The sequence below is a fragment of the Streptomyces sp. E2N166 genome, assembly GCF_003671715.1.
GTDB lineage: Bacteria > Actinomycetota > Actinomycetes > Streptomycetales > Streptomycetaceae > Streptomyces > Streptomyces thinghirensis.
In genome coordinates this window covers 436,769-457,901 of the sequence record NZ_RAIF01000032.1, presented here as the reverse complement: position 1 = coordinate 457,901, position 21,133 = coordinate 436,769, and the positions used below count along the sequence as shown (strand labels likewise).

General features: G+C 71.0%; 20 protein-coding genes and 1 pseudogene. 10 read left to right on the top strand and 11 right to left on the bottom strand.

All coding sequences use genetic code 11. The features are described from left to right. Positions 1-328, top strand: a pseudogene (locus EBH09_RS39300) (hypothetical protein); the annotation flags it as partial. A gap of 57 nt (positions 329-385) precedes the next feature. Further along, positions 386-808, top strand: a complete 423-nt coding sequence (locus EBH09_RS29185) for an acyl-CoA thioesterase (protein WP_121749905.1) — start codon at positions 386-388, stop codon at positions 806-808. Positions 809-916: 108 nt separating this feature from the next. Here the strand turns inward: EBH09_RS29185 and EBH09_RS29180 are convergent, their stop codons facing one another. From EBH09_RS29180 to EBH09_RS29145, 8 genes are all read right to left on the bottom strand, one after another. Further along, positions 917-2,302 (bottom strand): nucleobase:cation symporter-2 family protein, encoded by a 1,386-nt coding sequence (locus tag EBH09_RS29180; protein WP_121749904.1) that lies wholly within the window; start codon positions 2,300-2,302, stop codon positions 917-919. A 275-nt stretch (positions 2,303-2,577) separates the two neighbouring features. Beyond that, entirely contained in the window at positions 2,578-3,978 is a 1,401-nt protein-coding gene (locus EBH09_RS29175; RefSeq protein ID WP_121749903.1) for an 8-oxoguanine deaminase, read from the bottom strand. 70 nt (positions 3,979-4,048) lie between these two features. Continuing rightward, positions 4,049-5,461 (bottom strand): nucleobase:cation symporter-2 family protein, encoded by a 1,413-nt coding sequence (locus EBH09_RS29170; protein ID WP_121749902.1) that lies wholly within the window; start codon positions 5,459-5,461, stop codon positions 4,049-4,051. 63 nt (positions 5,462-5,524) lie between these two features. After that, positions 5,525-6,460, bottom strand: coding sequence for a factor-independent urate hydroxylase (gene pucL / locus EBH09_RS29165; RefSeq protein ID WP_121749901.1), 936 nt, complete (start codon positions 6,458-6,460; stop codon positions 5,525-5,527). 7 nt (positions 6,461-6,467) lie between these two features. Beyond that, positions 6,468-6,869: a hydroxyisourate hydrolase gene (gene uraH, locus EBH09_RS29160; protein WP_121749900.1), complete on the bottom strand. Its 402-nt coding sequence runs from the start codon at positions 6,867-6,869 to the stop codon at positions 6,468-6,470. 2 nt (positions 6,870-6,871) lie between these two features. Beyond that, entirely contained in the window at positions 6,872-7,381 is a 510-nt protein-coding gene (uraD, locus tag EBH09_RS29155) for a 2-oxo-4-hydroxy-4-carboxy-5-ureidoimidazoline decarboxylase (RefSeq protein WP_193776602.1), read from the bottom strand. A gap of 167 nt (positions 7,382-7,548) precedes the next feature. Continuing rightward, positions 7,549-7,917 carry a helix-turn-helix domain-containing protein gene (locus EBH09_RS29150; RefSeq protein WP_121749898.1) on the bottom strand — a complete coding sequence of 123 codons (369 nt, stop codon included), beginning with the start codon at positions 7,915-7,917 and terminating at the stop codon, positions 7,549-7,551. After that, positions 7,914-8,180, bottom strand: coding sequence for a hypothetical protein (locus EBH09_RS29145; RefSeq protein WP_193776601.1), 267 nt, complete (start codon positions 8,178-8,180; stop codon positions 7,914-7,916). The genes EBH09_RS29150 and EBH09_RS29145 overlap by 4 nt, the downstream gene beginning before the upstream one ends. A gap of 140 nt (positions 8,181-8,320) precedes the next feature. On the opposite strand from EBH09_RS29145, the gene EBH09_RS29140 reads away from it, so the two are divergent. The 5 genes from EBH09_RS29140 to EBH09_RS29120 all read left to right on the top strand — a co-directional run bounded on the left by EBH09_RS29140 (position 8,321) and on the right by EBH09_RS29120 (position 13,218). After that, complete coding sequence (locus tag EBH09_RS29140) at positions 8,321-9,178, top strand: TIM barrel protein (RefSeq protein WP_121749896.1); 858 nt, start codon at positions 8,321-8,323, stop codon at positions 9,176-9,178. 48 nt (positions 9,179-9,226) lie between these two features. After that, positions 9,227-10,117, top strand: a complete 891-nt coding sequence (locus EBH09_RS29135; RefSeq protein ID WP_121749895.1) for a 2-hydroxy-3-oxopropionate reductase — start codon at positions 9,227-9,229, stop codon at positions 10,115-10,117. Between the two features lie 178 nt (positions 10,118-10,295). After that, positions 10,296-11,774, top strand: coding sequence for a catalase (locus EBH09_RS29130; protein ID WP_121749894.1), 1,479 nt, complete (start codon positions 10,296-10,298; stop codon positions 11,772-11,774). 469 nt (positions 11,775-12,243) lie between these two features. Continuing rightward, positions 12,244-12,495 carry a hypothetical protein gene (locus EBH09_RS29125; protein WP_193776600.1) on the top strand — a complete coding sequence of 84 codons (252 nt, stop codon included), beginning with the start codon at positions 12,244-12,246 and terminating at the stop codon, positions 12,493-12,495. A gap of 66 nt (positions 12,496-12,561) precedes the next feature. Then, positions 12,562-13,218, top strand: coding sequence for a TIGR04222 domain-containing membrane protein (locus tag EBH09_RS29120; RefSeq protein ID WP_121749892.1), 657 nt, complete (start codon positions 12,562-12,564; stop codon positions 13,216-13,218). A gap of 77 nt (positions 13,219-13,295) precedes the next feature. Here EBH09_RS29120 and gcl read toward each other — a convergent pair whose 3' ends face one another. Continuing rightward, a complete protein-coding gene (gcl, locus tag EBH09_RS29115) occupies positions 13,296-15,080 on the bottom strand; it encodes a glyoxylate carboligase (protein ID WP_121749891.1) in 1,785 nt (594 codons plus the stop codon). A 154-nt stretch (positions 15,081-15,234) separates the two neighbouring features. Between gcl and EBH09_RS29110 the strand changes: the two genes are divergently transcribed. Continuing rightward, complete coding sequence (locus EBH09_RS29110; protein ID WP_121749890.1) at positions 15,235-15,912, top strand: hypothetical protein; 678 nt, start codon at positions 15,235-15,237, stop codon at positions 15,910-15,912. An 18-nt stretch (positions 15,913-15,930) separates the two neighbouring features. Here EBH09_RS29110 and EBH09_RS29105 read toward each other — a convergent pair whose 3' ends face one another. Then, a complete protein-coding gene (locus EBH09_RS29105; RefSeq protein ID WP_121749889.1) occupies positions 15,931-17,538 on the bottom strand; it encodes an AMP-binding protein in 1,608 nt (535 codons plus the stop codon). Then, complete coding sequence (locus EBH09_RS29100; RefSeq protein WP_121749888.1) at positions 17,535-19,208, bottom strand: AMP-binding protein; 1,674 nt, start codon at positions 19,206-19,208, stop codon at positions 17,535-17,537. The genes EBH09_RS29105 and EBH09_RS29100 overlap by 4 nt, the downstream gene beginning before the upstream one ends. A 123-nt stretch (positions 19,209-19,331) precedes the next feature. Between EBH09_RS29100 and EBH09_RS29095 the strand changes: the two genes are divergently transcribed. Continuing rightward, the gene (locus EBH09_RS29095) at positions 19,332-20,171 is read left to right on the top strand and encodes a helix-turn-helix transcriptional regulator (protein WP_121749887.1); all 840 of its coding nucleotides are present in this window, start codon (positions 19,332-19,334) and stop codon (positions 20,169-20,171) included. Positions 20,172-20,428: 257 nt separating this feature from the next. Next, the coding region (locus EBH09_RS29090; RefSeq protein ID WP_153182744.1) for an ATP-binding protein at positions 20,429-21,133 on the top strand (705 nt) is incomplete at its 3' end.

The window sequence follows — 21,133 nt, the reverse complement described above, 5'->3', positions numbered from 1 at the left end:
CGCGTGGCAGGGGCTGCTGGAGCTGCGCCGGATGACGGGTTCCGACGGGAGCACGGACCGGCCCTGCGGGTGGGAGCGGACGCATCTCGTGCAGGCCGCCGCGCTCGCCCTGGAGGCGGCGGGACACCGTCCGGCCGGTCCGGAGGGCGGGGACGGGTACCGGGTGCGCGCGACACCGCAGCCGGAGGCCGTCGCCGTGTACGAGCCCGACGGCACCGCGCTACGGGGCTGCGGGGCGACTCTGGAGTGCGCGGGCTGGCAGGTCGGCGAGTACACGGAGCCACGGACCAGGGTGCGTTATCTGCTGGCGTCCCCGCGCAAGGTGTGACGGACGCGGCCGTGTCAGGATCGGGCGTCAGCATGACCACGAGGAGAGGCAGTAGCGGTGAGCGAGCCGTTTTCCGTCCCGGTGACCGTCCGCGGGTACGAGACCGACACCCAGGGCCACCTGAACCAGGCCGTGTACCTGAACTACGCCGAACACGCCCGCTGGTCGCTGCTCCGGGCGGCCGGGATCCGACAGGCCGACCTGGTGGCCCGCGGCGTGGGGCCCGTGGCCCTGGAGACGACCATCCGCTTCCGGCGGGAACTGCTCGCGGGCGACGAGGTCAAGGTGACCTGCGTGTTCGAGTGGGGCGAGGGCAAGACGTTCCGCATCCGGCAGGTCATCCGCAAGACGGACGGCACGGTCGCTGCCGAGGTCGAGGGCGTCGGCGGGCTCATGGACCTCGACGCCCGCAAACTGGTGGCCGATCCGCGCCAGCGGTTCAAGGAACTGGCGGCGCGGCCGGACCTGTTCGGTCTGTGATCGGCGCGACGCGCAGGCGTCCACCGGATCCGGGCGGCGAGGGCGGTGACGTGTGCGGGTCGGTGCCTCTCGCCGAGGCGCCGACCCGCGTGGTTAAGGCCCCCGGGCTCACGGCGTGGCCGCGGCGCGGGACGCCTCGGTGATCTCCTCCCCCGCTTCCATGGGATGGGTCACTTCCTCCGCCTCCCGTCCCTGGCCGATGTGGTTGAAGATCAGGTTGAGCAGGACGGCGGCCACACAACCGGTCGAGATGCCCGAGTCGAGGATGATCTTCGCGTTCTCCGGGAACGAGTGGTAGAACTCCGGTGCCGCGATCGGGATGATGCCGACGGCCAGGGACACCGCCACGATCAGGACGTTGTTGTCCTTGTCCAGGCTCGCTCGGACCAGGGTCTGGATGCCGCTGGCCGCGACCGAGCCGAACAGCACCACGCCGGCACCGCCGAGGACCGGTCGGGGCACGACGGCGATGAGCGAGGCGGCCATCGGGCACAGGCCCATCAGGACCAGGAAGCCGCCGCCCGCGGCGACGACGTAGCGGCTGCGGATCCTCGTCATCGCGACCAGGCCGATGTTCTGGGCGAAGGCGCTGCACATGAAGCCGTTGAACAGCGGGCTGACCGCCGAGCCGAGGGTGTCGGCGCGCAGGCCGGCCGCGATGGTCTTCTCGTCGGCCTTGCGGTCCACGATCTCGCCCAGGGCGAGCATGTCGGCGGTGGACTCGGTCATCGAGACCACCATCACCACGCACATGGAGAGGATCGCGGCGAGCTGGAACTGCGGGGCGCCGAAGTGGAACGGCGTGGGGAAGCCGACGACGCTCGCGTCCGCGACCGGCCCGAAGTCCGTGACGCCGAACGGGATGGCGATGAGCGTGCCCGCGACGAGGCCGAGCAGCACAGCGATCTGCTTGACGAAACCGCGGGTGAAGCGGCGCAGCAGAAGGACGATGACCAGGGTGATGGCGGCCAGGCCCAGGTTGGTCGCGGACCCGAAGTCGTCGGCCTCCGGACTGGCGCCCTGCGCCCAGCCGAAGGCCACCGGCAGCAGGGATATGCCTATGAGGGTGATGACCGTGCCGGTGACGACCGGTGGGAAGAAGCGGATCGCCTTGCTGAAGAAGGGGGCCGCGATGAATCCGAGGAGTCCGGCGACGATGACGGCGCCGAAGATGATCGGCAGCGCGTCGGACTTGTCCTCGGTGGAGGCGACGATCGCGGTCATGGGGGCGACACCGGCGAAGGTGACGCCGTTGACGAAGGGCAGCCGGGCACCGATCTTCCAGATGCCGAGCGTCTGGAGGAAGGTGGCGAGGCCGGCGGTGAACAGGCAGGCGCCGGTGAGGAAGGTCAGTTCGGTGGCGGTGAGGCCGATGGCCGCACCGACGATCAGGGGTGGTGCGACGACTCCGGCGTACATGGCGGCCACGTGCTGCAGGCCGGTCGTCGCCATTTTCAGTGGCGGGAGTTTCTCGTCAACAGGGTGGTCGGCCACGGCGGCGTTCCTCCGGTCGGGTACACGTCGGCTCTGACGCGGGTGTCAGGGAGGTGGTGCTGGTGGTGGTCGTGCGGGACCGTGACGGGCCGTTCGGGGAAACGGTGACCGCTCCGGGGGCGTGCGCATGGGCGCACGCCCCGGAGACGGCCGCCATGGACCCCGCTCGGGTCCACGGCTACCGGCCGGAAGCCGTCCCTCCCGGCCGGAGATCTAGTGGTGTTCAGTTGTACGGGGGGACTACCGGCAGGCCGGCGGACCGGCTGCCCGGTCGTTCAGCCCTGCGCCGCGATCCGCGCCAGGCGCCGCGCCTCGTCCCGGGTGGAGCGGGCGATGGCGTCCTCGTCGACCGTGAGCAGCCGGCCGTTCTCGACGATCTGGCGGCCGTTCACGAACGACGCCGTGACCGGGGCCGCGGCACCGAAGACCAGGGCGGTCACCGGGTCGGCGATGGAGGAGTGGGCGAGGGTGTCCATCCGCCACAGCACGAGGTCGGCCAGCTTGCCCGGCTCCAGCGAGCCGGTCTCGGCGGCCCGGCCCAGGACCTGGGCGCCGCCGTGGGTGCCCAGCCGCAGCGCCTTGCGGGCGTTCAGCGCGGCCTCGCGGTGGGCGCCGAGGCGGTTGATGAGCAGGGCGTTGCGCAGTTCGGTGTGGAGTTCGCCGGACTCGTTGGATGCGGTGCCGTCGACGCCGAGGCCGACGGGGACGCCGGCGGCGAGCATGTCGGGGACGCGGGCGATGCCGGCGGCCAGTCGCGCGTTGGAGGACGGGCAGTGCGCGACGCCGGTCCTCGTGCGGGCGAAGGCGGCGATGTCGGAGTCGTTCATGTGGACGCAGTGCGCCATCCACACGTCCTCACCGAGCCAGCCCGTGGACTCGAAGTAATCGGTCGGGCCCATGCCGAACAGCTCGTGGCAGAACTTCTCCTCCTCCACGGTCTCCGAGCCGTGGGTGTGCAGCCGCACGCCGAGGCGGCGGGCCAGCTCCGCGCCCTGGCGCATCAGTTCGGTGGAGACGGAGAAGGGAGAGCAGGGGGCGACGGCGACCTGGGTCATCGCGTCGAAGGAGGAGTCGTGGTGCTCCTCGACGGTGGCCTCGGTGGCGGCGAGCGCGCCGTCCAGGCTCTCCACCGCGAAGTCCGGCGGCAGCCCGCCGTCGGACTCGCCGCGGTCCATGGAACCGCGGGCGAGGGTGAAGCGAACACCCGTCTCACGGGCGGCGCGGATGATCGCGCCGGACAGGTCACCGGATCCCTGCGGGAAGACGTAGTGGTGGTCCATGGCGGTGGTGACGCCGCCGCGGGCCATCATCGCGAGGGAGCCCTGGGCCGCCGCGTACGCCATCGGCTCGTCGATGCGCGCCCAGGTCGGGTAGAGCGCGACCAGCCAGTCGAAGAGGTTGTGGTCGGTGGCCAGGCCCCGGGTGATCCACTGGTAGAAGTGGTGGTGGGTGTTGACCAGGCCTGGGGTGGCCAGGTGACCGGTCGCGTCGATTCGGCGGACCACGTTCGCGAGGCCCTGGGGCGCCTGTCCCGCGCCGACGGACTCGATCCTGTTGCCGGCGAGGACGAGGTGGCCCGAGGCGATCTCGGTGTCGCCCGCGTCCACCGTGGCGATCGCGCAGTTCTCGATGACCACGCGCTCGGCCACGCGCTCGGCTGCCGATGATGCTGCCATGCTGCTTCCTTCTCTTTCAGTGCGGCCCATGGGCGGGAGTGAGTACCCACGGGGAGGGCACGGCAGGACCCTAGGAGGATTTGAGTGCCGGAACCGTCTGGCGGGTCCGGGTGCCGAGGTGGTGGAAGAACAGGTTGAGCGAGACCGCGACGAGCGCGCCGGCGCTGATGCCGGAGCCGAGGACGGTCTGGGCCCACGCCGGGAACTCGGCGTAGAAGGTCGGCGCCGCCAGCGGGATGATGCCGGCGCCGAGCGCCACGGCCACCAGGATGATGTTGGAGCTGTCGTCCAGTCCGGCCTCGGACAGCGTACGGATGCCGCTGACGGCGATCGAGCCGAAGAGCACGATTCCCGCACCGCCGAGGACCGGCATCGGGACCAGGGAGACGACCGCGCCGAGGGCCGGGAAGGCACCGAGGACCAGCAGGGTGGCACCGGCGACGGCGACGACGTAGCGGCTGCGTACCCGGGTGAGGGATACGACGCCGACGTTCTGGGCGAAGGCGGAGGTGGGGAAGCCGCCGAAGACTGGGCCGATCATGGTGGCGAGGCCGTCGGTGCGCAGGCCGCGGGTGATGACCTTGGAGTCGGCGCGGCGGTCGCAGATCTCGCCGAGGGCGAGCATGCCGGCGCTGGACTCGGTCATCAGGACCAGCATCACGATGCACAGCGACAGGATGGCCGCGGGCTGGAACTCGGGGGCGCCGAAGGCGAAGGGCGTGGGCAGCGCGGCGACCGGGGCGGACTTCAGGGCGCCGAAGTCGGCCATGCCGGCGGGGATGGCGACCAGGGTGCCGATGAGCAGCCCGAAGAGCAGGGCGACCTGCTTGAGGAACCCCTTGCCGAAGCGCTGCATGACGAGGATGACGCCGAGGGTGAAGGCGGCGAGCGCGAGGTTGCGCATCGAGCCGAAGTCGGCGGCGGCCTTGTCGCCGCCCTGGGCCCAGCCGACCGGGACGGGCATCAGCGTGACGCCGATGAGGGTGATGACGACGCCGGTGACCAGCGGTGGGAAGAAGCGCAGCAGCCGGCCGAAGAACGGGCCGACGGCGAGGCAGAAGACACCTGCGACCATCACCGCGCCGTAGATGGCCGGGAGTTGTCGGCCGTCGCCGTTGGTCTCGGCGATGGCGAGGATCGGCGCGATGCCTGCCGAGGAGGCGGCGTTGACGAAGGGCAGGCGGTTGCCGATGAAGCCCTTGACGCCGAGGGTCTGGAGCAGGGTCGCGACGCCCGCGATGAGCAGGCTCGCGGCGATCAGCCGGGTGCGGCCCTCGATGTCGAGTCCGCAGGCCTGGCCGATGATGAGCGGAGGAGTGACAACGCCCGCGTACATGGCGGCGATGTGCTGGAGCGCGGCGGGGACGAGCCGCGAGGGGTGGAGCTTCTCGTCCACCGGGTGCACGGACGTGACGGCGTCCTCCTTGTGCACCGGCGGGGTGGAACCCGGGCCTGTGACGGGCCCTTTCGCAGGCAGTGCCATGTTGTTTCCTCCGGTGTGGCGCACCCCCGGTCCGGATGGCCGGCCGGGGGCGCGCTGTCCGCGTCAGAGGTTGGTCATGTCGACCGGGATGAGTTGCTCGGCACCGTCCCGCAGGATGGTGGCCTCGATCAGGCCGTACGGACGGTCGGCGGCGTAGTAGACGGCGCCGTCCTTGGCCTCGTTGTCGATCCCGAAGGGCGACAGGTCCGAGCGGAAGTGGTGCTTGTTGGGCATCGAGAAACGGATCTCGTCCACCTCGTCGCGGGAGTTCAGCACCCGCACACCCATCTCGAAGAGGGTCTGCTGGAGCGAGTACGAGTAGGTCTCGGCGAACGCCTGGAGCGCGTGCTTGCGCACACCGTTGTACGAGCGGTCCCAGTCCGGGGCGTGCGAGTCGACGCCGTCCCAGTTGTGCCGCCACCAGGTGGAGACGGTGGTGGCGAGGATCCGGTCGTAGTCCTCCTTGAGGGTGGTGTACTTGTCCTTCAGGTAGCCGAAGAACTCGGAGTTGGTCGAGTTCAGGACGGTCAGGTCCTTGAAGCCGGAGAGCACCTGGATGCCGTGGCCGTCATAGGTGATCTCCGCGACACGGGTCTCCTGGCCCGTGCGGACGAAGGAGTGGGCGATCTCCTCCGAGCCGACGAAGCGGGCGCCGCCCTTTGAGGTCTCGATCCGCTCCCAGCCGTACTCCTCGACACGGATGCGGGCCCGGTGGATGGGCTCGTTGTTGTCCACGAAGTGGCGGGCGAGCTTGACGCCGAGGTCCTCGGCGCTCTCGATCCCGTGCTCCTTGGCGAAGGCGAACACCGTGTTCTTGGTGGTGTCGGTCGGCAGGACGTTCGCGTTGGACCCGCTGCGGTGGACCTCCTCCATGTCGCCGGAGAGGGCGACGGAGACGTTCAGGTCCTTGATGTGGTGCGTGTCGCCGTCACGCGTGATCTTGACAACGCGGTTCTCTGCCTTGCCGTACTGGTTCTGTCCCAGGACGAAACGGGTCATGTGTCGGTCAGCTCCCTCGGTAAACGGAGTAGCCGAACGGGTTGAGCAGCAGCGGAACGTGGTAGTGCTCCCCGGGCACCACCGCGAAGGTGATGGTGACCTCGGGGAAGAACACCGGCCGGCCGTTCTCGCTGTCCCGGAGCGCGGGGGCGTCCTGCTGGGCCGCGGCTTGTTTCTTGGCGAAGTACGTCTCGGTGTCGAAGTCGAGCCGTACGTGTGTGGTGCCCTCCGGCAGTGCCGGGAGGTCCTTGCACCGGCCGTCGGCGTCGGTCGCGGAGCCGCCGAGTGTCTGCCAGTCCGACTCACTGCCCGCGCGGGCGGCGAGGCTGACGACGACGGCCTCGGCGGGGCGGCCGACGCTGGTGTCCAGGATGTGCGTGGACACGGAGGCGGTGGTGCTGGTGCTCATGGTCAGGCGTCCTGTTCGACGAGTCGGTTCAGGCGGATGCGGTTGATCTTCCCCAGTTCGGTGCGGACGATCTCGCGCTCCTGCTCGGGAGAGTTGCCGATCCGCTCCTTGACCGCGTCCCGCATCTGCTCGCCGGTCCGGCCGGTGGCGCAGATGAGGAAGACGTGGCCGAACTTCTCCTGGTAGGCCAGGTTGAGTTCGAGCATCTCCGCCTTGAGTTCCTCGGCGGCGCCGGCCATTCCCGCCTGCTCGCGGGAAGAGGTCGGGTCACCCGGCTTGGGGCGGCCGATCGGCGGATGCCCGGCCATCGCCTCCGCGAGGTCGTCCGCCGTCAGCTCGGCCATGGCGGCGTCACTGGCGGTGTACAGGTCCTCGGGGGTGGCGAAGGGGCGGGCGGCGATCAGTTGCCGGGCCCACACCGTGGAGGCACACGCCTCGTGGAGTTCCGCGAGCGCCGCGGACTCCTCGAGGGTGTTGAAACGGGCCAGGCCCGACGCGGAAGTGGACGTCACGGGAGCCTCCGTGGCCTTGTGCTGAACGGGCGTGCCGATAGCTAACGCCCTCGGAAACAAGCCGTCAACACTTTGTTGAAAATTCGGGGTAACGAAAGCCGCCGCCCGGTAACCGGACGGCGGCTCGCCGTTCATGAGGTTGTGGCTGGTCAGACGCCGTTCTCCGGTCAGGCGCCCTTCTCGCGGTTGAGGTAGTTGTACACGGTGAACCGGCTGACACCGAGTGCGCCCGCGACGGTCTCCACGCCGTGCCGCACGGAGAAGGCACCGCGCGCCTCCAGGGTGCGCACGACCTCCTGCTTGCTCCGCCGGTCGAGCTCGGCCAGCGGCCTGCCCTCACGGCGCTCCATGGCGGCCAGGATGTGGTCCAGGGAGTCGGCGAGCTGCGGCAGGCGTACGGCGACGACGTCGGCGCCCTCCCAGGAGAGCACCACGTCGTCCTGGCCGGCCTCGTCCGGCGGGAGTATCTCGCCGCCGATGGCGTCGACCAGGGGTTTCACGGCCGCGATGAAGGGCTCCTCCCCCGGCCCGGTCACCGCTCGCCCTCCCCGCCCGCGCTCTCCTCGACCACGTTCACCTGGAGCGAGATCCGGGTGGCGCCCGCCTCCAGGGACCGGCGCAGCAGCGCGTCCACGGCCGTGAGTACCGCGTCGGCATCGCCCGCGGCGGTGTTGCCGAACGGGCCGACGTCGACCTCGTCCAGCTCCGCGGCCTCGACGACCTCCCGGGCCACCACCGCGTGCGCGGGTGCCTCTTCCAGGTCGAAGGGCTCGGTCGTGAACTCCACTCTCAATCGCACCCGGTCAACCTAACGCGCGGTGACCGTTTCCGCCGCCCCCTCTTGACAAGCTCCGCCGACCGACGGCAATCTTCCATTAAGCAGAAACGAACTTCCGTAATACGGAATACGATCGAAAACGGAAGGGAGCGCGGCATCCGATGCCAGGTTTCAAGTTGAGCACCGCCGCAGACCAGCGCTTCAACGTCAACCTGTCGATCCTCTTCACGGAACTCCCGCTCCTGGAGCGTCCCGCGGCCGCCGCCGCGGCCGGCTTCACCGCGGTCGAGCTGTGGTGGCCCTGGATCGACTCGCCCACCCCCGAGCAGTCCGAGCTCGACGGCCTGAAGAAGGCCATCGAGGACGCGGGCGTCCAGCTCACCGGGCTGAACTTCTACGCCGGTGAGCTGCCGGGCCCCGACCGCGGCGCCCTGTCGGTCCCCGGTGAGGAGTCGGACCGGTTCCGCGCCAACATCGACGTGGCCGCCGACTTCGCGAAGTCGCTGGGCTGCACGGCGCTCAACGCCCTGTACGGCAACCGCGTCGAGGGCGTGGATCCGGCCGAGCAGGACGCGCTCGCGCTGGAGAACCTGGTCCTGGCCGCCCGCGCGGCCGACCGGATCGGCGCGATCCTGCTGGTCGAGGCGCTCAACAAGCCCGAGTCGCCGCTGTACCCGCTGGTCTCGGCGCCGGCCGCGATCGAGGTCGTCGACAAGGTCAACGAGGCCACCGGACTCGGCAACGCCAAGTTCCTCATGGACCTCTACCACCTGTCCATGAACGGCGAGGACCTGCCGCGGGTGATCGAGCAGTACGCCGCGAAGACCGGCCACGTGCAGATCGCCGACAACCCCGGCCGCGGTGCCCCGGGCACGGGCTCCCTCCCGCTGGAGGAGCTGCTCGACCAGCTGAGGAAGGCCGGTTACGACGGCTGGGTCGGCCTGGAGTACAAGCCGGGCGACAACCCCAGCGCCGAGGCGTTCTCCTGGCTGCCCGACGAGGCCCGCGCGGCCCGCTGAGCGCCGTACCGCAGGAACTTTCCAGAGATTTTCAGAGAGGCATCCATCATGAGCACGCTTCCCAAGGTCGCCTGGATCGGTCTCGGCATCATGGGATCCCCCATGTCGGAGAACCTGATCAAGGCCGGTTACCAGGTCACCGGCTTCACGCTGGAGCAGGAGAAGCTGGACCGTCTGTCCGCCGCCGGCGGCACCGTGGCCGGCTCCATCGCCGAGGCCGTGCGCGACGCGGACGTCGTCGTCACCATGGTGCCCGCGTCGCCGCAGGTCGAGGCCATCGCCTACGGCCCTGACGGCATCCTGGAGAACGCGAAGTCCGGCGCGCTGCTGGTCGACATGTCCTCGATCACCCCGCAGACCTCGGTCGACCTCGCGAAGGCCGCGAAGGACAAGGGCATCCGCGTCCTGGACGCCCCCGTCTCCGGCGGCGAGGCCGGCGCCATCGAGGCCGTGCTGTCCATCATGGTCGGCGGTGAGCAGGCCGACTTCGACGAGGCCAAGCCGCTCCTGGAGGCGCTGGGCAAGACCATCGTGCTGTGCGGTCCGCACGGCTCGGGCCAGACCGTGAAGGCCGCCAACCAGCTGATCGTCGCCGTGAACATCCAGGCGTGCGCCGAGGCCGTGGTCTTCCTCGAGAAGTCGGGCGTGGACCTGAAGGCCGCCCTCGACGTCCTCAACGGCGGTCTGGCCGGCTCCACCGTGCTGACGCGGAAGAAGGACAACTTCCTCAACCGCGACTTCAAGCCGGGCTTCCGCATCGACCTGCACCACAAGGACATGGGCATCGTCACCGACGCCGCCCGCAACGTCGGCGCCGCGCTGCCGGTCGGCGCCACGGTCGCCCAGCTGGTCGCCTCGCTGCGCGCCCAGGGTGACGGCGGCCTGGACCACTCGGCCCTGCTGCGGGCCGTGGAGCGCCTGTCCGGCGCCCAGGTCTGACCGCGGGCACCTCACGAGACCTCCGGGTGGCGCCGTCGCTGACACCTGTCCTGTCGCGCCCGAGCGGCGACGCCACCCGGAACCCACTTCAACAAACTGTTGACGTGCATGGCACCCGAACTTAGGCTCCACGAAGCGGAAACAGTTTTCCGCTGACCACTCGCACGGAAGGTCCCCGATGTCGCAGCGCGTGCTCACGACGCGGACTCTCACCACGGAGTCCGGCGCCCCGGTCGCAGACAACCAGAACTCCGCCTCCGCCGGCATCGGCGGCCCCCTCCTGATCCAGGACCAGCACCTCATCGAGAAGCTGGCCCGCTTCAACCGCGAGCGCATCCCGGAGCGCGTGGTGCACGCCCGCGGCTCCGGCGCCTACGGCCACTTCGAGGTGACCGACGACGTCACCGACTACACGCACGCCGACTTCCTGAACACCGTCGGCAAGCGCACCGAGGTCTTCCTGCGCTTCTCCACCGTGGCCGACTCGCTGGGCGGCGCGGACGCGGTCCGCGACCCGCGCGGCTTCGCGCTGAAGTTCTACACCGAGGAGGGCAACTACGACCTCGTCGGCAACAACACCCCGGTGTTCTTCATCAAGGACCCGATCAAGTTCCCCGACTTCATCCACTCGCAGAAGCGCGACCCCTTCTCGGGCCGTCAGGAGCCGGACAACGTCTGGGACTTCTGGGCGCACTCCCCCGAGGCCACGCACCAGGTGACCTGGCTGATGGGCGACCGCGGCATCCCGGCGTCGTACCGCCACATGGACGGCTTCGGCTCGCACACCTACCAGTGGACGAACGCCAAGGGCGAGTCCTTCTTCGTCAAGTACCACTTCAAGACGGACCAGGGCATCCGCACCCTGACCGCCGACGAGGCCGCCGAGCTGGCGGGCCAGGACCCGACCTCGCACCAGACGGACCTGGTGCAGGCGATCGAGCGGGGCGTGTACCCGTCCTGGACGCTGCACGTGCAGCTGATGCCGGTGGCCGAGGCGGCGAACTACCGCTTCAACCCGTTCGACGTGACCAAGGTGTGGCCGCACGGCGACTACCCGCTGCGCCGCGTGGGCCGGCTGGTCCTCGACCGCAACCCGGACAACGTCTTCGCCGAGGTCGAGCAGGCCGCGTTCTCCCCGAACAACTTCGTTCCGGGCATCGGCCCCTCCCCCGACAAGATGCTCCAGGGCCGCCTGTTCGCCTACGCGGACGCGCACCGCTACCGCCTGGGCGTCAACCACACCCAGCTCGCGGTGAACGCCCCGAAGGCGGTGCCCGGCGGCGCGGACAACTACGGCCGCGACGGTCTGATGGCCGCCAACTCGCAGGGCCGCGGCGCCAAGAACTACGAGCCCAACTCCTACGACGGCCCGGTCGAGACCGGCCGTGCGCTGGCGGCCCCGCTCGCGGTGTCCGGCCACACCGGCACCCACGAGGCGCCCCGGCACACCAAGGACGACGACTTCTTCCAGGCGGGCGAGCTGTTCCGCCTGATGTCCGAGGACGAGAAGAAGCGCTTGATCGCGAACATCGCCGGCGGCCTGTCCCAGGTCTCCCGCAACGACGTGGTCGAGAAGAACCTCGCGCACTTCCACGCCGCCGACACCGAGTACGGCAAGCGCGTGGAGGAGGCGGTCCGCGCCCTGCGCGAGGACTGATCCACCGGCTCGCGCGCGGGACCCGGCGGGGAGGCCGGGACCGTGCGCGCGGCCCGCGCAGGCACCGGAGCGGCCCGGATGAGGGGTGGCCGCCCGGTGCCGGCGCGGGCAGGGCGAGGACCGCGGCGGCCTGCGAGCCAGTGCGGTGGTGAAGGGCCCGGAAGCTTCTCCTACGACCTGAGGGGAGAGGCATTCCGGACCCGTCGCACCGCCGCGGTCCCAGCCACCACCGCCCCTTCGCGAGAAGGGGCCCGAGAACTCCGTCCGGCGGCGCGAACGACCTGTCGCGCCCAGCCTCGCGCTGTCGGACGGACACCACGTGACACCGCGTGACACCGCGTGGCATCAGGTGGCATCACGTGAAGAACCTTCACCGGCTGAGAAGCGCCGGATGCGGACGGTCCCGCATCCGGCGCTTCTCGGCGTTGGCCGAGGTGCGGATCGGCTGCCCGCGCAGCAGCCTGAAGGCATGGCAACGGCACACCCACCCGAGCACCCGCACATCGTGGTCCACTCCCCCGCACTCGACGGCTCCCGCCGGGTCACCTCCGGTGACGAGACGCTGGGCGTCGCCTCGCACGTCGACGACGTCGCCGAGCTGCTGCGGCTGGCCGACCTGTACGTGACCGACGTGGCGGAGAGCCGGCTGGTCGAGTGGCAGGGCGGCGGCCCGGACGACTGGCCGGGACTGCACGAGCACCACGAGCACCACGAGGGCTGAACGCGCGTAGGCGCCCCCGGCAGCGGGCACAACCCGGGCACACGGGGTGCTCTCGGGGGTGGTCTCATGGGCGACGACAGGGACGACGGCGGGCACTACGCCAGGCACGACGACAGGACGGTCCGGCTCGCGCCGCACGAGGTCGCGCTGTTGCGCGGCGGCCCCCGTGCCGCCGTGACGGTCGCCGTGGTGGACCTGTATCTGCGCGGCGCCCTGGACGCAGGCCCACCCGGCACCGTACGGGCCCTGTCGTCGGGCCCGGGGGCGGCCGCGGTGCCCCTCCCGCCCCTGGCGGAGGCGGTGTGGCGCTGCCTCCACGAGCCCCTCGCGCCAAGGAGGCTGACCCGGCACCCGGACGTCCGCCTGGCGGTGGCGCTGATGCGCATTCCGCTGGCGGAGGCCGGCCTGCTGCGCTACCCGCTACTCGGTCCGACCCGTGCCGCCCGCCGCCGGGTGCGGGCCCTGCGGGAGGCGCATCCGCTGCCCACCGGCCGACGCGGTCTGACCGCCGACGACAGGCTGCTCGCCGTCGCCCTGCACGACGTGGCCGCCCTGCGCGTCCTGCTGCCCCGCTTCGCTCTGCGGGCCGGGCTCACCGACCGGGTGGAGGTGACGGACAAGGCCCTGCTCAAGCGCTCACCGCCCGAACGCGGAAGCGGCCCGGGAGGCGGCATGGCGTACTACTGCGGCGGCGGGGGCGGAGGTGGCGGCGGCGGTGACTGAGCGGGAAGGGCGGCAGGGCACGCGAGAGAGCGGCCCGTCCGTCAGGAACGGGCCGCTCTCGGAGTGCCGTGCGCGGGTCAGGCCTTCAGTGTCCGGATCGCCGTCGGGGCGTGCCCCGGCTCGGTCGCCAGCTCCTCGAACTCCATGACGTTGCCGATGTCGTTGGTGCCCGACATGGAGATGTTGGTGATGCGCTCCAGGATCGCCTCGACCACGACCGGCACCCGGTGCTCGGCGGCGAGCTTCTTGGCCTGCTCCAGGGCCGCGCCCAGCTCGCCCGGGTCGGTCACCCGGATCGCCTTGCAGCCGAGGCCCTCGGCGACCTTGACGTGGTCGACGCCGTAGACGCCCAGCTCGGGCGAGTTGATGTTCTCGAACTCCAGGTTGACCTGGAAGTCGATCTCGAACGCCCGCTGCGCCTGACGGATCAGGCCCAGGTACGAGTTGTTGACCAGGACGTGCACGTACGGGATCTTGTGCTGCGCGCCGACGGCCAGTTCCTCGATCATGAACTGGAAGTCGTAGTCGCCGGAGAGCGCCACGACCTGCGCGTCCGGGTCGGCCTTGGCGACGCCGAGCGCGGCCGGGACGGTCCAGCCGAGCGGGCCTGCCTGGCCGCAGTTGATCCAGTGCCGCGGACGGTAGACGTGCAGCATCTGGGCGCCGGCGATCTGGGACAGGCCGATGGTGGAGACGTACCGGGTCTCCGGGCCGAAGGCCTTGTTCATCTCCTCGTAGACGCGCTGCGGCTTGATCGGGATGTCGTCGAAGTGGGTACGGCGCTGGAGGGTCGCCTTCTTCTCCTGCGCCGAGGCGGCCCACGCGGAGCGGTCGGGCAGCTTGCCGGCCGCCTTCAGCTCCCTCGCCACCTCGACGAACAGCTCCAGGGCCGCCTTCGCGTCGGAGGCGATGCCGTAGTCCGGGGCGAATATCTTGCCGATCTGGGTCGGCTCGACGTCGACGTGGACGAACTTGCGGCCGGCGGTGTAGACGTCGAGCTTGCCGGTGTGGCGGTTGGCCCAGCGGTTGCCGATGCCGAGGACGAAGTCGGACTCCAGGAACGTCGCGTTGCCGTAGCGGTGCGAGGTCTGCAGGCCGACCATGCCGGCGTTCAGCTCGTGGTCGTCGGGCAGCAGGCCCCAGCCCATCAGGGTCGGCACGACCGGGGTGCCGGTCAGCTCGGCGAACTCCACCAGCAGGTCGGCGGCGTCGGCGTTGATGACACCGCCGCCGGCCACGATCAGCGGGCGCTCGGAGGCGTTGAGCAGGCCGACGGCCTTCTCGATCTGGGCGCGGCTCGCGGCCGACTTGTAGACCGGGAGCGGCTCGTAGGTGTCCGGGTCGAACTCGATCTCCGTCATCTGGACGTCGATCGGCAGGTCGATCAGGACCGGGCCTGGCCGGGCGGAGCGCATCAGGTGGAACGCCTGCTGGAAGACGCCGGGGACCTGCGCGGCCTCCAGGACTGTGACGGCCATCTTGGTGACCGGCTTGGCGATGGAGGCGATGTCGACGGCCTGGAAGTCCTCCTTGTGGATCACCGCGGTCGGCGCCTGGCCGGTGATGCACAGGATCGGGATCGAGTCGCCGATCGCCGAGTAGAGGCCGGTGATCATGTCGGTGCCGGCCGGCCCGGAGGTGCCGATGCAGACGCCGATGTTGCCGGGGTGGGTCCGGGTGTAGCCCTCGGCCATGTGCGAGGCGCCCTCGACGTGGCGGGCAAGGGTGTGGTTCACGCCGCCGGATGCCTTGAGCGCCGCGTAGAAGGGGTTGATCGCCGCGCCCGGCACACCGAACGCGTCGGTGACGCCTTCGCGCTTGAGGATCTCAACTGCCGCTCGGGCAGCGGTCATACGAGCCATCGAGTACTCCTGCTCCGGCTTTCGGATTCGCACGCCCGTCGCGCCCCGCGGTGAGCTCTTCCGTAGCAACTTCCGTATAGCGAAATTTGTTTTCTACGATCTGGAAGTAATGTAAGTGGGTGGCGAAGGGTCGTCAAGAGAGGACGATGGGGCCATGTCCGGGACCATCTCGGTGTGCTGCACCGCCTGCGGGCGCCGGCACCGCTACACGGCACCGTCCTATCCCTGTGCGTGCGGGGCGCCCGTGGCCCCGGCGCTCGATCCGCGCGGGTCTCCGGCCGCGGTCACCCACCGGACGTGGGACGAGGAGTGGATCGGCGTGCTCTGCGCGGCCTGCGGGACCGAGAGCCGGTGGCCGCGGCCGGAGCTGGGCTGCTCGTGCGGGACGGTGCTGTGCGTGCCCGTGGACCGCGCGGCCACCGGCCGGTCCGGGCGCACCCCCGGGTCGCGGGTCCCGGCCCACCGGGCCGTCCCGATCCGCACCGCCCGCGACGCGGTCACCGCCACCGTCCTGTATCTGCGCGGGCTGGGTCACCGGGACGTCCGCCGCGCCGAGCAGCGGCCCGTGTCCGGCATCGGGCTGGCCGCGCCCGGCATCGTCGTCCAGGTGGACCCGACGGTGGGACCGGCCTCGGCGCGGGACGTGGAGTGCCTCTGGCTGACCGCCATGGCGGAGTCCGCGACCTGCGTCTACTTCTCCCTCGCCGGGTACGCCGAGGAGGCCCGCGCCCGCGCCGATCCGCTGGGCGTCGCACTCTTCGTTCTCGACCCCGCCGGTGTGCCGCGCCCGGTAAACGCGCCGGCCGTGGCGCTGGACGCCACGGCCGGCTGATCTCCCACTCGGCGCGCCCTACGCGCCGTACCGCTCCCGCAGTTCGATCTTGCGCACCTTCCCGGAGACGGTCATCGGGAAGGAGTCGAGGATCTCCAGGCGGCTGGGCACCTTGTAGTGCGCCAGCCGGTCCTCGCAGTAGGCCCGCAGCTCGTCCAGCGTGAGCGGGTCGGACGCGTCGCGCGGGATGACGCAGGCGAGGACCTCCTCGCCGTAGCGCTCGTGCGGTACGCCGACGACCTGGACGTCCGCGATCTTCGGGTGGGCGTGGAGGAACTCCTCGACCTCGCGCGGGTAGATGTTCTCACCGCCCCGGATGATCATGTCCTTGATACGGCCGACGATCTCCACGTAGCCGTCCTCGCGCATCAACGCCAGGTCGCCGGTGTGCATCCAGCGGCCGGCGTCGATCGCCTCGGCGGTCTTCTCGGGCTCCCCCCAGTAGCCGAGCATCACGCTGTAGCCGCGGGTGCGCAGCTCGCCGGAGTCGCCGCGCGGCACGGTCACGCCGGTCACCGGGTCGACGACCTTGACCTCGATGTGGGGCAGGACCCGGCCGACGGTGCCGGTGCGGTGTTCGAGGTCGTCGTCCATCCGGGTCTGGAGGGAGACCGGAGAGGTCTCGGTCATGCCGTAGCAGATGGAGACCTGCTCCATGTGCATCTCGGCGACCACCCGTTTCATGACCTCCACCGGGCAGGGCGAGCCGGCCATGATGCCGGTGCGCAGGGAGGTGAGGTCGTAGGAGGCGAAGTCGGGGAGGTTCAGCTCGGCGATGAACATGGTCGGGACGCCGTAGAGGGACGTGCACCGCTCCCGCCGCACCGCCTCCAGCGTGGCGGCGGGCTCGAAGGACGGGCCGGGGATGACGATGCAGGCGCCGTGGGAGGTGGCGCCCAGGTTGCCCATGACCATGCCAAAGCAGTGGTAGAAGGGGACGGGCAGGCACACCCGGTCCTGCTCCGTGTAGCCGACCGTGCGGCCCACCCAGTAGCCGTTGTTGAGGATGTTGTGGTGGGAGAGGGTGGCGCCCTTCGGGAAGCCGGTGGTGCCGGAGGTGTACTGGATGTTGACCGGGTCGTCGCAGCTCAGTTCGGCGGCGACGGCCCTCAGCCGCTCCTCGGGCACCGAGGCGGCGCCCGCCGTCAGCGCGCCCCAGGACGGGTCGCCGATGTAGACGGTCTCCCGCAGCGCGGGGCACCTGCCGCGGACCTGCTCCACGATCGCCCGGTAGTCGCTGCTCTTGTGCGAGAGGGACGCGATCAGCACGGTGATGCCGGACTGCTTGAGCACGTACTCCAACTCGTGCGCGCGATAAGCCGGGTTGACGTTCACCATGATGGCGCCGATGCGGGCGGTGGCGTACTGGACGAGGACCCACTCGGGGCAGTTGACCGCCCAGATGCCGACCCGGTCGCCCTTGCCGACGCCCTTCGCCAGCAGCCCGCGCGCCACCTCGTCGACGTCCGCGCCGAACTCGGCGTAGGTCCAGCGCCGTCCGGACTCCATGTCGACCAGCGCCTCGCGGTCCGGGTGGGCGGCGACCGCCCGGTCCAGGTTCGCGCCGACGGTGTCGCCGAGGAGGGGGGTGGTGCTGGTGCCGTGGGCGTAGGAAGGCTCGGTCACCGGAAGTCCTCCTCGCGGTACTCGTTCGCGGAGCCGGCCGCCGTGGCCTCGCGCAGTTCGATGCGGCGGATCTTGCCGGAGACGGTCTTGGGCAGCTCGCCGAACTCCAGGCGGCGGACGCGCTTGTAGGGGGCGAGGGTCTCGCGGGAGTGCTCGAACAGCACCTTCGCGATGTCCGGGCCCGGCTCCCAGCCGGCCGCCAGGACGATGTACGCCTTCGGCACCGCGAGGCGCAGCTCGTCCGGCGCGGGCACGACCGCGGCCTCGGCGACCGCCGCGTGCTCCAGCAGCGCGCTCTCCAGCTCGAACGGGGAGATCTTGTAGTCGGAGGCCTTGAAGACGTCGTCGCCGCGGCCGACGTACGTCAGGTATCCGTCGGCGTCGCGGGCGCCGATGTCGCCGGTGCGGTAGTAGCCGCCGGCCATCGCCTCGGCGGTGCGGCCGGGGTCGCCGTGGTAGCCGGTCATCAGACCGACGGGGCGGTCGGACAGGTCCAGGGCGATCTCGCCCTCGTCCACGCCGGGCGCGCCGGTGACCGGGTCGAGCAGCTCGACGCGGTAGCCGGGGCTGGGGCGGCCCATGGAACCGGTCTTGAGCACCTGGCCGGGGCTGTTGGAGACCTGGACGGCGGTCTCGGTCTGTCCGAAGCCGTCCCGGACGGTCCTGCCCCAGGAGCGGCGGACCTGTTCGATCACCTCGGGGTTCAGGGGCTCACCGGCGGCGACGACCTCGCGCGGCGGGGTGGCGAGCTGGGTGAGATCGGCCTGGATGAGCATGCGCCACACGGTCGGCGGCGCGCAGAAGGTGGTCACCCGGGCCCGGTCCATCTCGGCCATCAGCCGGGCCGCGTCGAACCGGGTGTAGTTGTACAGGAAGACGGTCGCCTCGGCGTTCCACGGCGCGAACAGGTTCGACCAGGCGTGCTTGGCCCAGCCGGGTGAGGAGATGTTCAGGTGCACGTCGCCGGGCTTGAGCCCGATCCAGTACATGGTCGCCAGGTGCCCGACGGGGTACGACACGTGGGTGTGCTCGACCAGCTTGGGGCGGGCGGTCGTGCCCGAGGTGAAGTACAGCATCAGCGGGTCGTCGGCGGCGGTGGGGCCGTCGGGGGTGAAGGCGTCGGAGGCCGTGTACGCGTCCTCGTAGCGCCGCCAGCCGGGTTCCGTCGTTGCGCCCACCGCGACGCGCGTGTAGTCGCCGGGTACGTCGGCGAACCTGCCGGCGTCCTCGGCGCGGACGACGACGTGGCTCACCCGGCCGCGGTCGACGCGGTCGCGGAGGTCGGCGGGGCCGAGCAGCGGGGTGGCCGGGATGACGACGGCGCGGAGCTTCATCGCCGCGAGCGCCGTCTCCCACAGTTCGGCCTGGTTGCCGAGCATGACGAGGACGCGGTCCTCGGGGCCGACGCCCCACTCGCGCAGCCGGTTCGCGACGCGGTCGGAGCGGGCGGACATCTCTGCGAAGGAGATCCGGACCTCGGATCCGTCCTCCTCGGCGATGTGCAGCGCGGTGCGCTCGTTGCCGTCGGCGATGACGTCGAACCAGTCCAGCGCCCAGTTGAAGTTCTCGGGGCGGGGCCAGGTGAAGCCCTCGTGGGCGGCGGTGTAGTCCTCGCGGTGTTCCAGCAGGAAGTCCCGTGCGCTGCGGAACAGCTCCGTGGCCGTCGTCATCTGTCCTCCTCGGTACCGGACCTTGCGGGCGGCTCTGTGCCATCGTCTAATCCGTGATGTGGGTCTCACTACCCCCGATCGGGGGTGTGCGCCTCGGGCGGCGCGAGGAAGAGGGCGGAACGAATGGTGGTGGGTGCGGCCGACACGGTGGAGATCCGCAGCGCGCTGACGCGGCTGCGGCGCACGACCGGACTGCCGGTCGCCTTCGGCGGGCTGATGGAGGCCGGGCGGCCGCGGGTGCGCATCAGCGAGCTCAGCGGCACCGCAACGACCGCACTCAGCGCCCTCGCGGTGGTCTCGGGCAACGGGCTGGGCGGCAAGGCCGTGGAGCTCACCCGGCCGTGCGCCGTGACGGACTACTCCGTGTCCCGGCGGATCAGCCACGAGTACGACCTCCCGGTAGCCGCAGAGGGCCTGCGTTCGGTGCTGGCGGTGCCGCTGGTCGTACGGCGCCGGGTGCGCGGCGTGCTGTACGGCGCCCTGCGCACGGCCCAGCCCCTGGGCGAGCGCACATTGAGCGCGGCCGTGGCGGCGGCGCGGGACGTGGAGCAGGCGCTGGTGCTGCGGGACGAGGCGGGTGAACTGCTGGCGGCGGCCCGGCCGGAGCCGGCGGTCGACCCCGCGGGCGCCGCGGCCTGGGAACAGGTGCGGGAGGCGCACGCGGCGCTGCGGGCACTGGTGCCCCGGATCGCGGACCCGGCGTTGCGGGACGAACTGCTGCGCGCGTGCGGGCTGCTCGCGGTGGGGAGCGGGCCCGCCGCCCAGGGGCCCCGGCCGGCTCCGCGCGAGATGGACGTGCTGGCCTGCGTGGCCGCGGGCGCGACGAACGCGGCGGCCGCGGAGCGGCTCGGTCTGCGGCCGGAAACCGTCAAGAGCTACCTGCGCTCGGCCATGCGCAAGCTCGGTGCCCGGACACGCGGAGAGGCGGTCGTCGCGGCGCGCAGGGCGGGGTGGCTGCCGTAGGGGGTGTCGTTTGGATCTTGCCGGGGCCGAGCGGTGCAAGGCGCCCTCCCTTGGAGCCGGCCTGATCCAGACGACACACTCCCTAGCCCGTGCACGGAGCGGTGCCGCTGTCGTGGGCGGGCAATCGCGGTGTTTTCCGCGGCCTTTGATTTCGGCGCCGCCGTTTGTTATTCGCCTCACCCGCTCGTGCCCCCGTAATTCAATGGGCCGATGCCTAATATTGGCCGGGACACGACATACGGAGGGGAGCGGTCACCGTGCGACGGGACTTCGCGGAGTCTGGCGGGTGCCGTTCCGACCTGGTCATCGGGCGGGAGGCGTCGTTCGGCGCGGCGCGTGAGCAGCTTGCCCGAGGGGGGAGTGTGCTGCTGCACGGTCCCGCCGGAATTGGAAAGTCGACCGTCCTGCGGGCCCTGGCCGCGGAATATGCCCGCACCGCCCACACCGTGTTGCGCTGCTCGGCCACCGAGTCCGAATCCCATCTGCCCTTCCTGGCCCTCGCCGACCTCCTGGGGCTGGTCCTGGACGACGTGTCGGACGGGCTGCCCGCCGCTCAGCGCACCGCGCTGGAGTCGGCACTCACCGGGCGCGGCGAGTCCACGCTCCAGCGCGACGGTCTCGCGCTGCGCCTGGCCGTGCTCTCCGCGCTGCGTGCGCTCGCGGCCAAAGGGCCCGTTCTCGTCGTCGCCGACGACCTGCAGTGGCTCGACCCGGCCAGCGCCGAACTCCTCGGCTTCGCCGCCCGGCGCCTGGGCGACACCCCGGTACGGCTGCTGTGCGCGGTGCGGACGGAGGGACCGGAGACCGAGGGCGCGGCGTACGACCGCCATCTGCGCGCGTCGCCGCCGGACACCCGCGCGGTCCGCCTCGGCCCGCTGACCCGCACCCAGGTGTCGACGCTGCTCGACGAACGCGGCTACGCGGGCCTGCCCCGCTCCACGGTCCGCGACATCCACCGCACC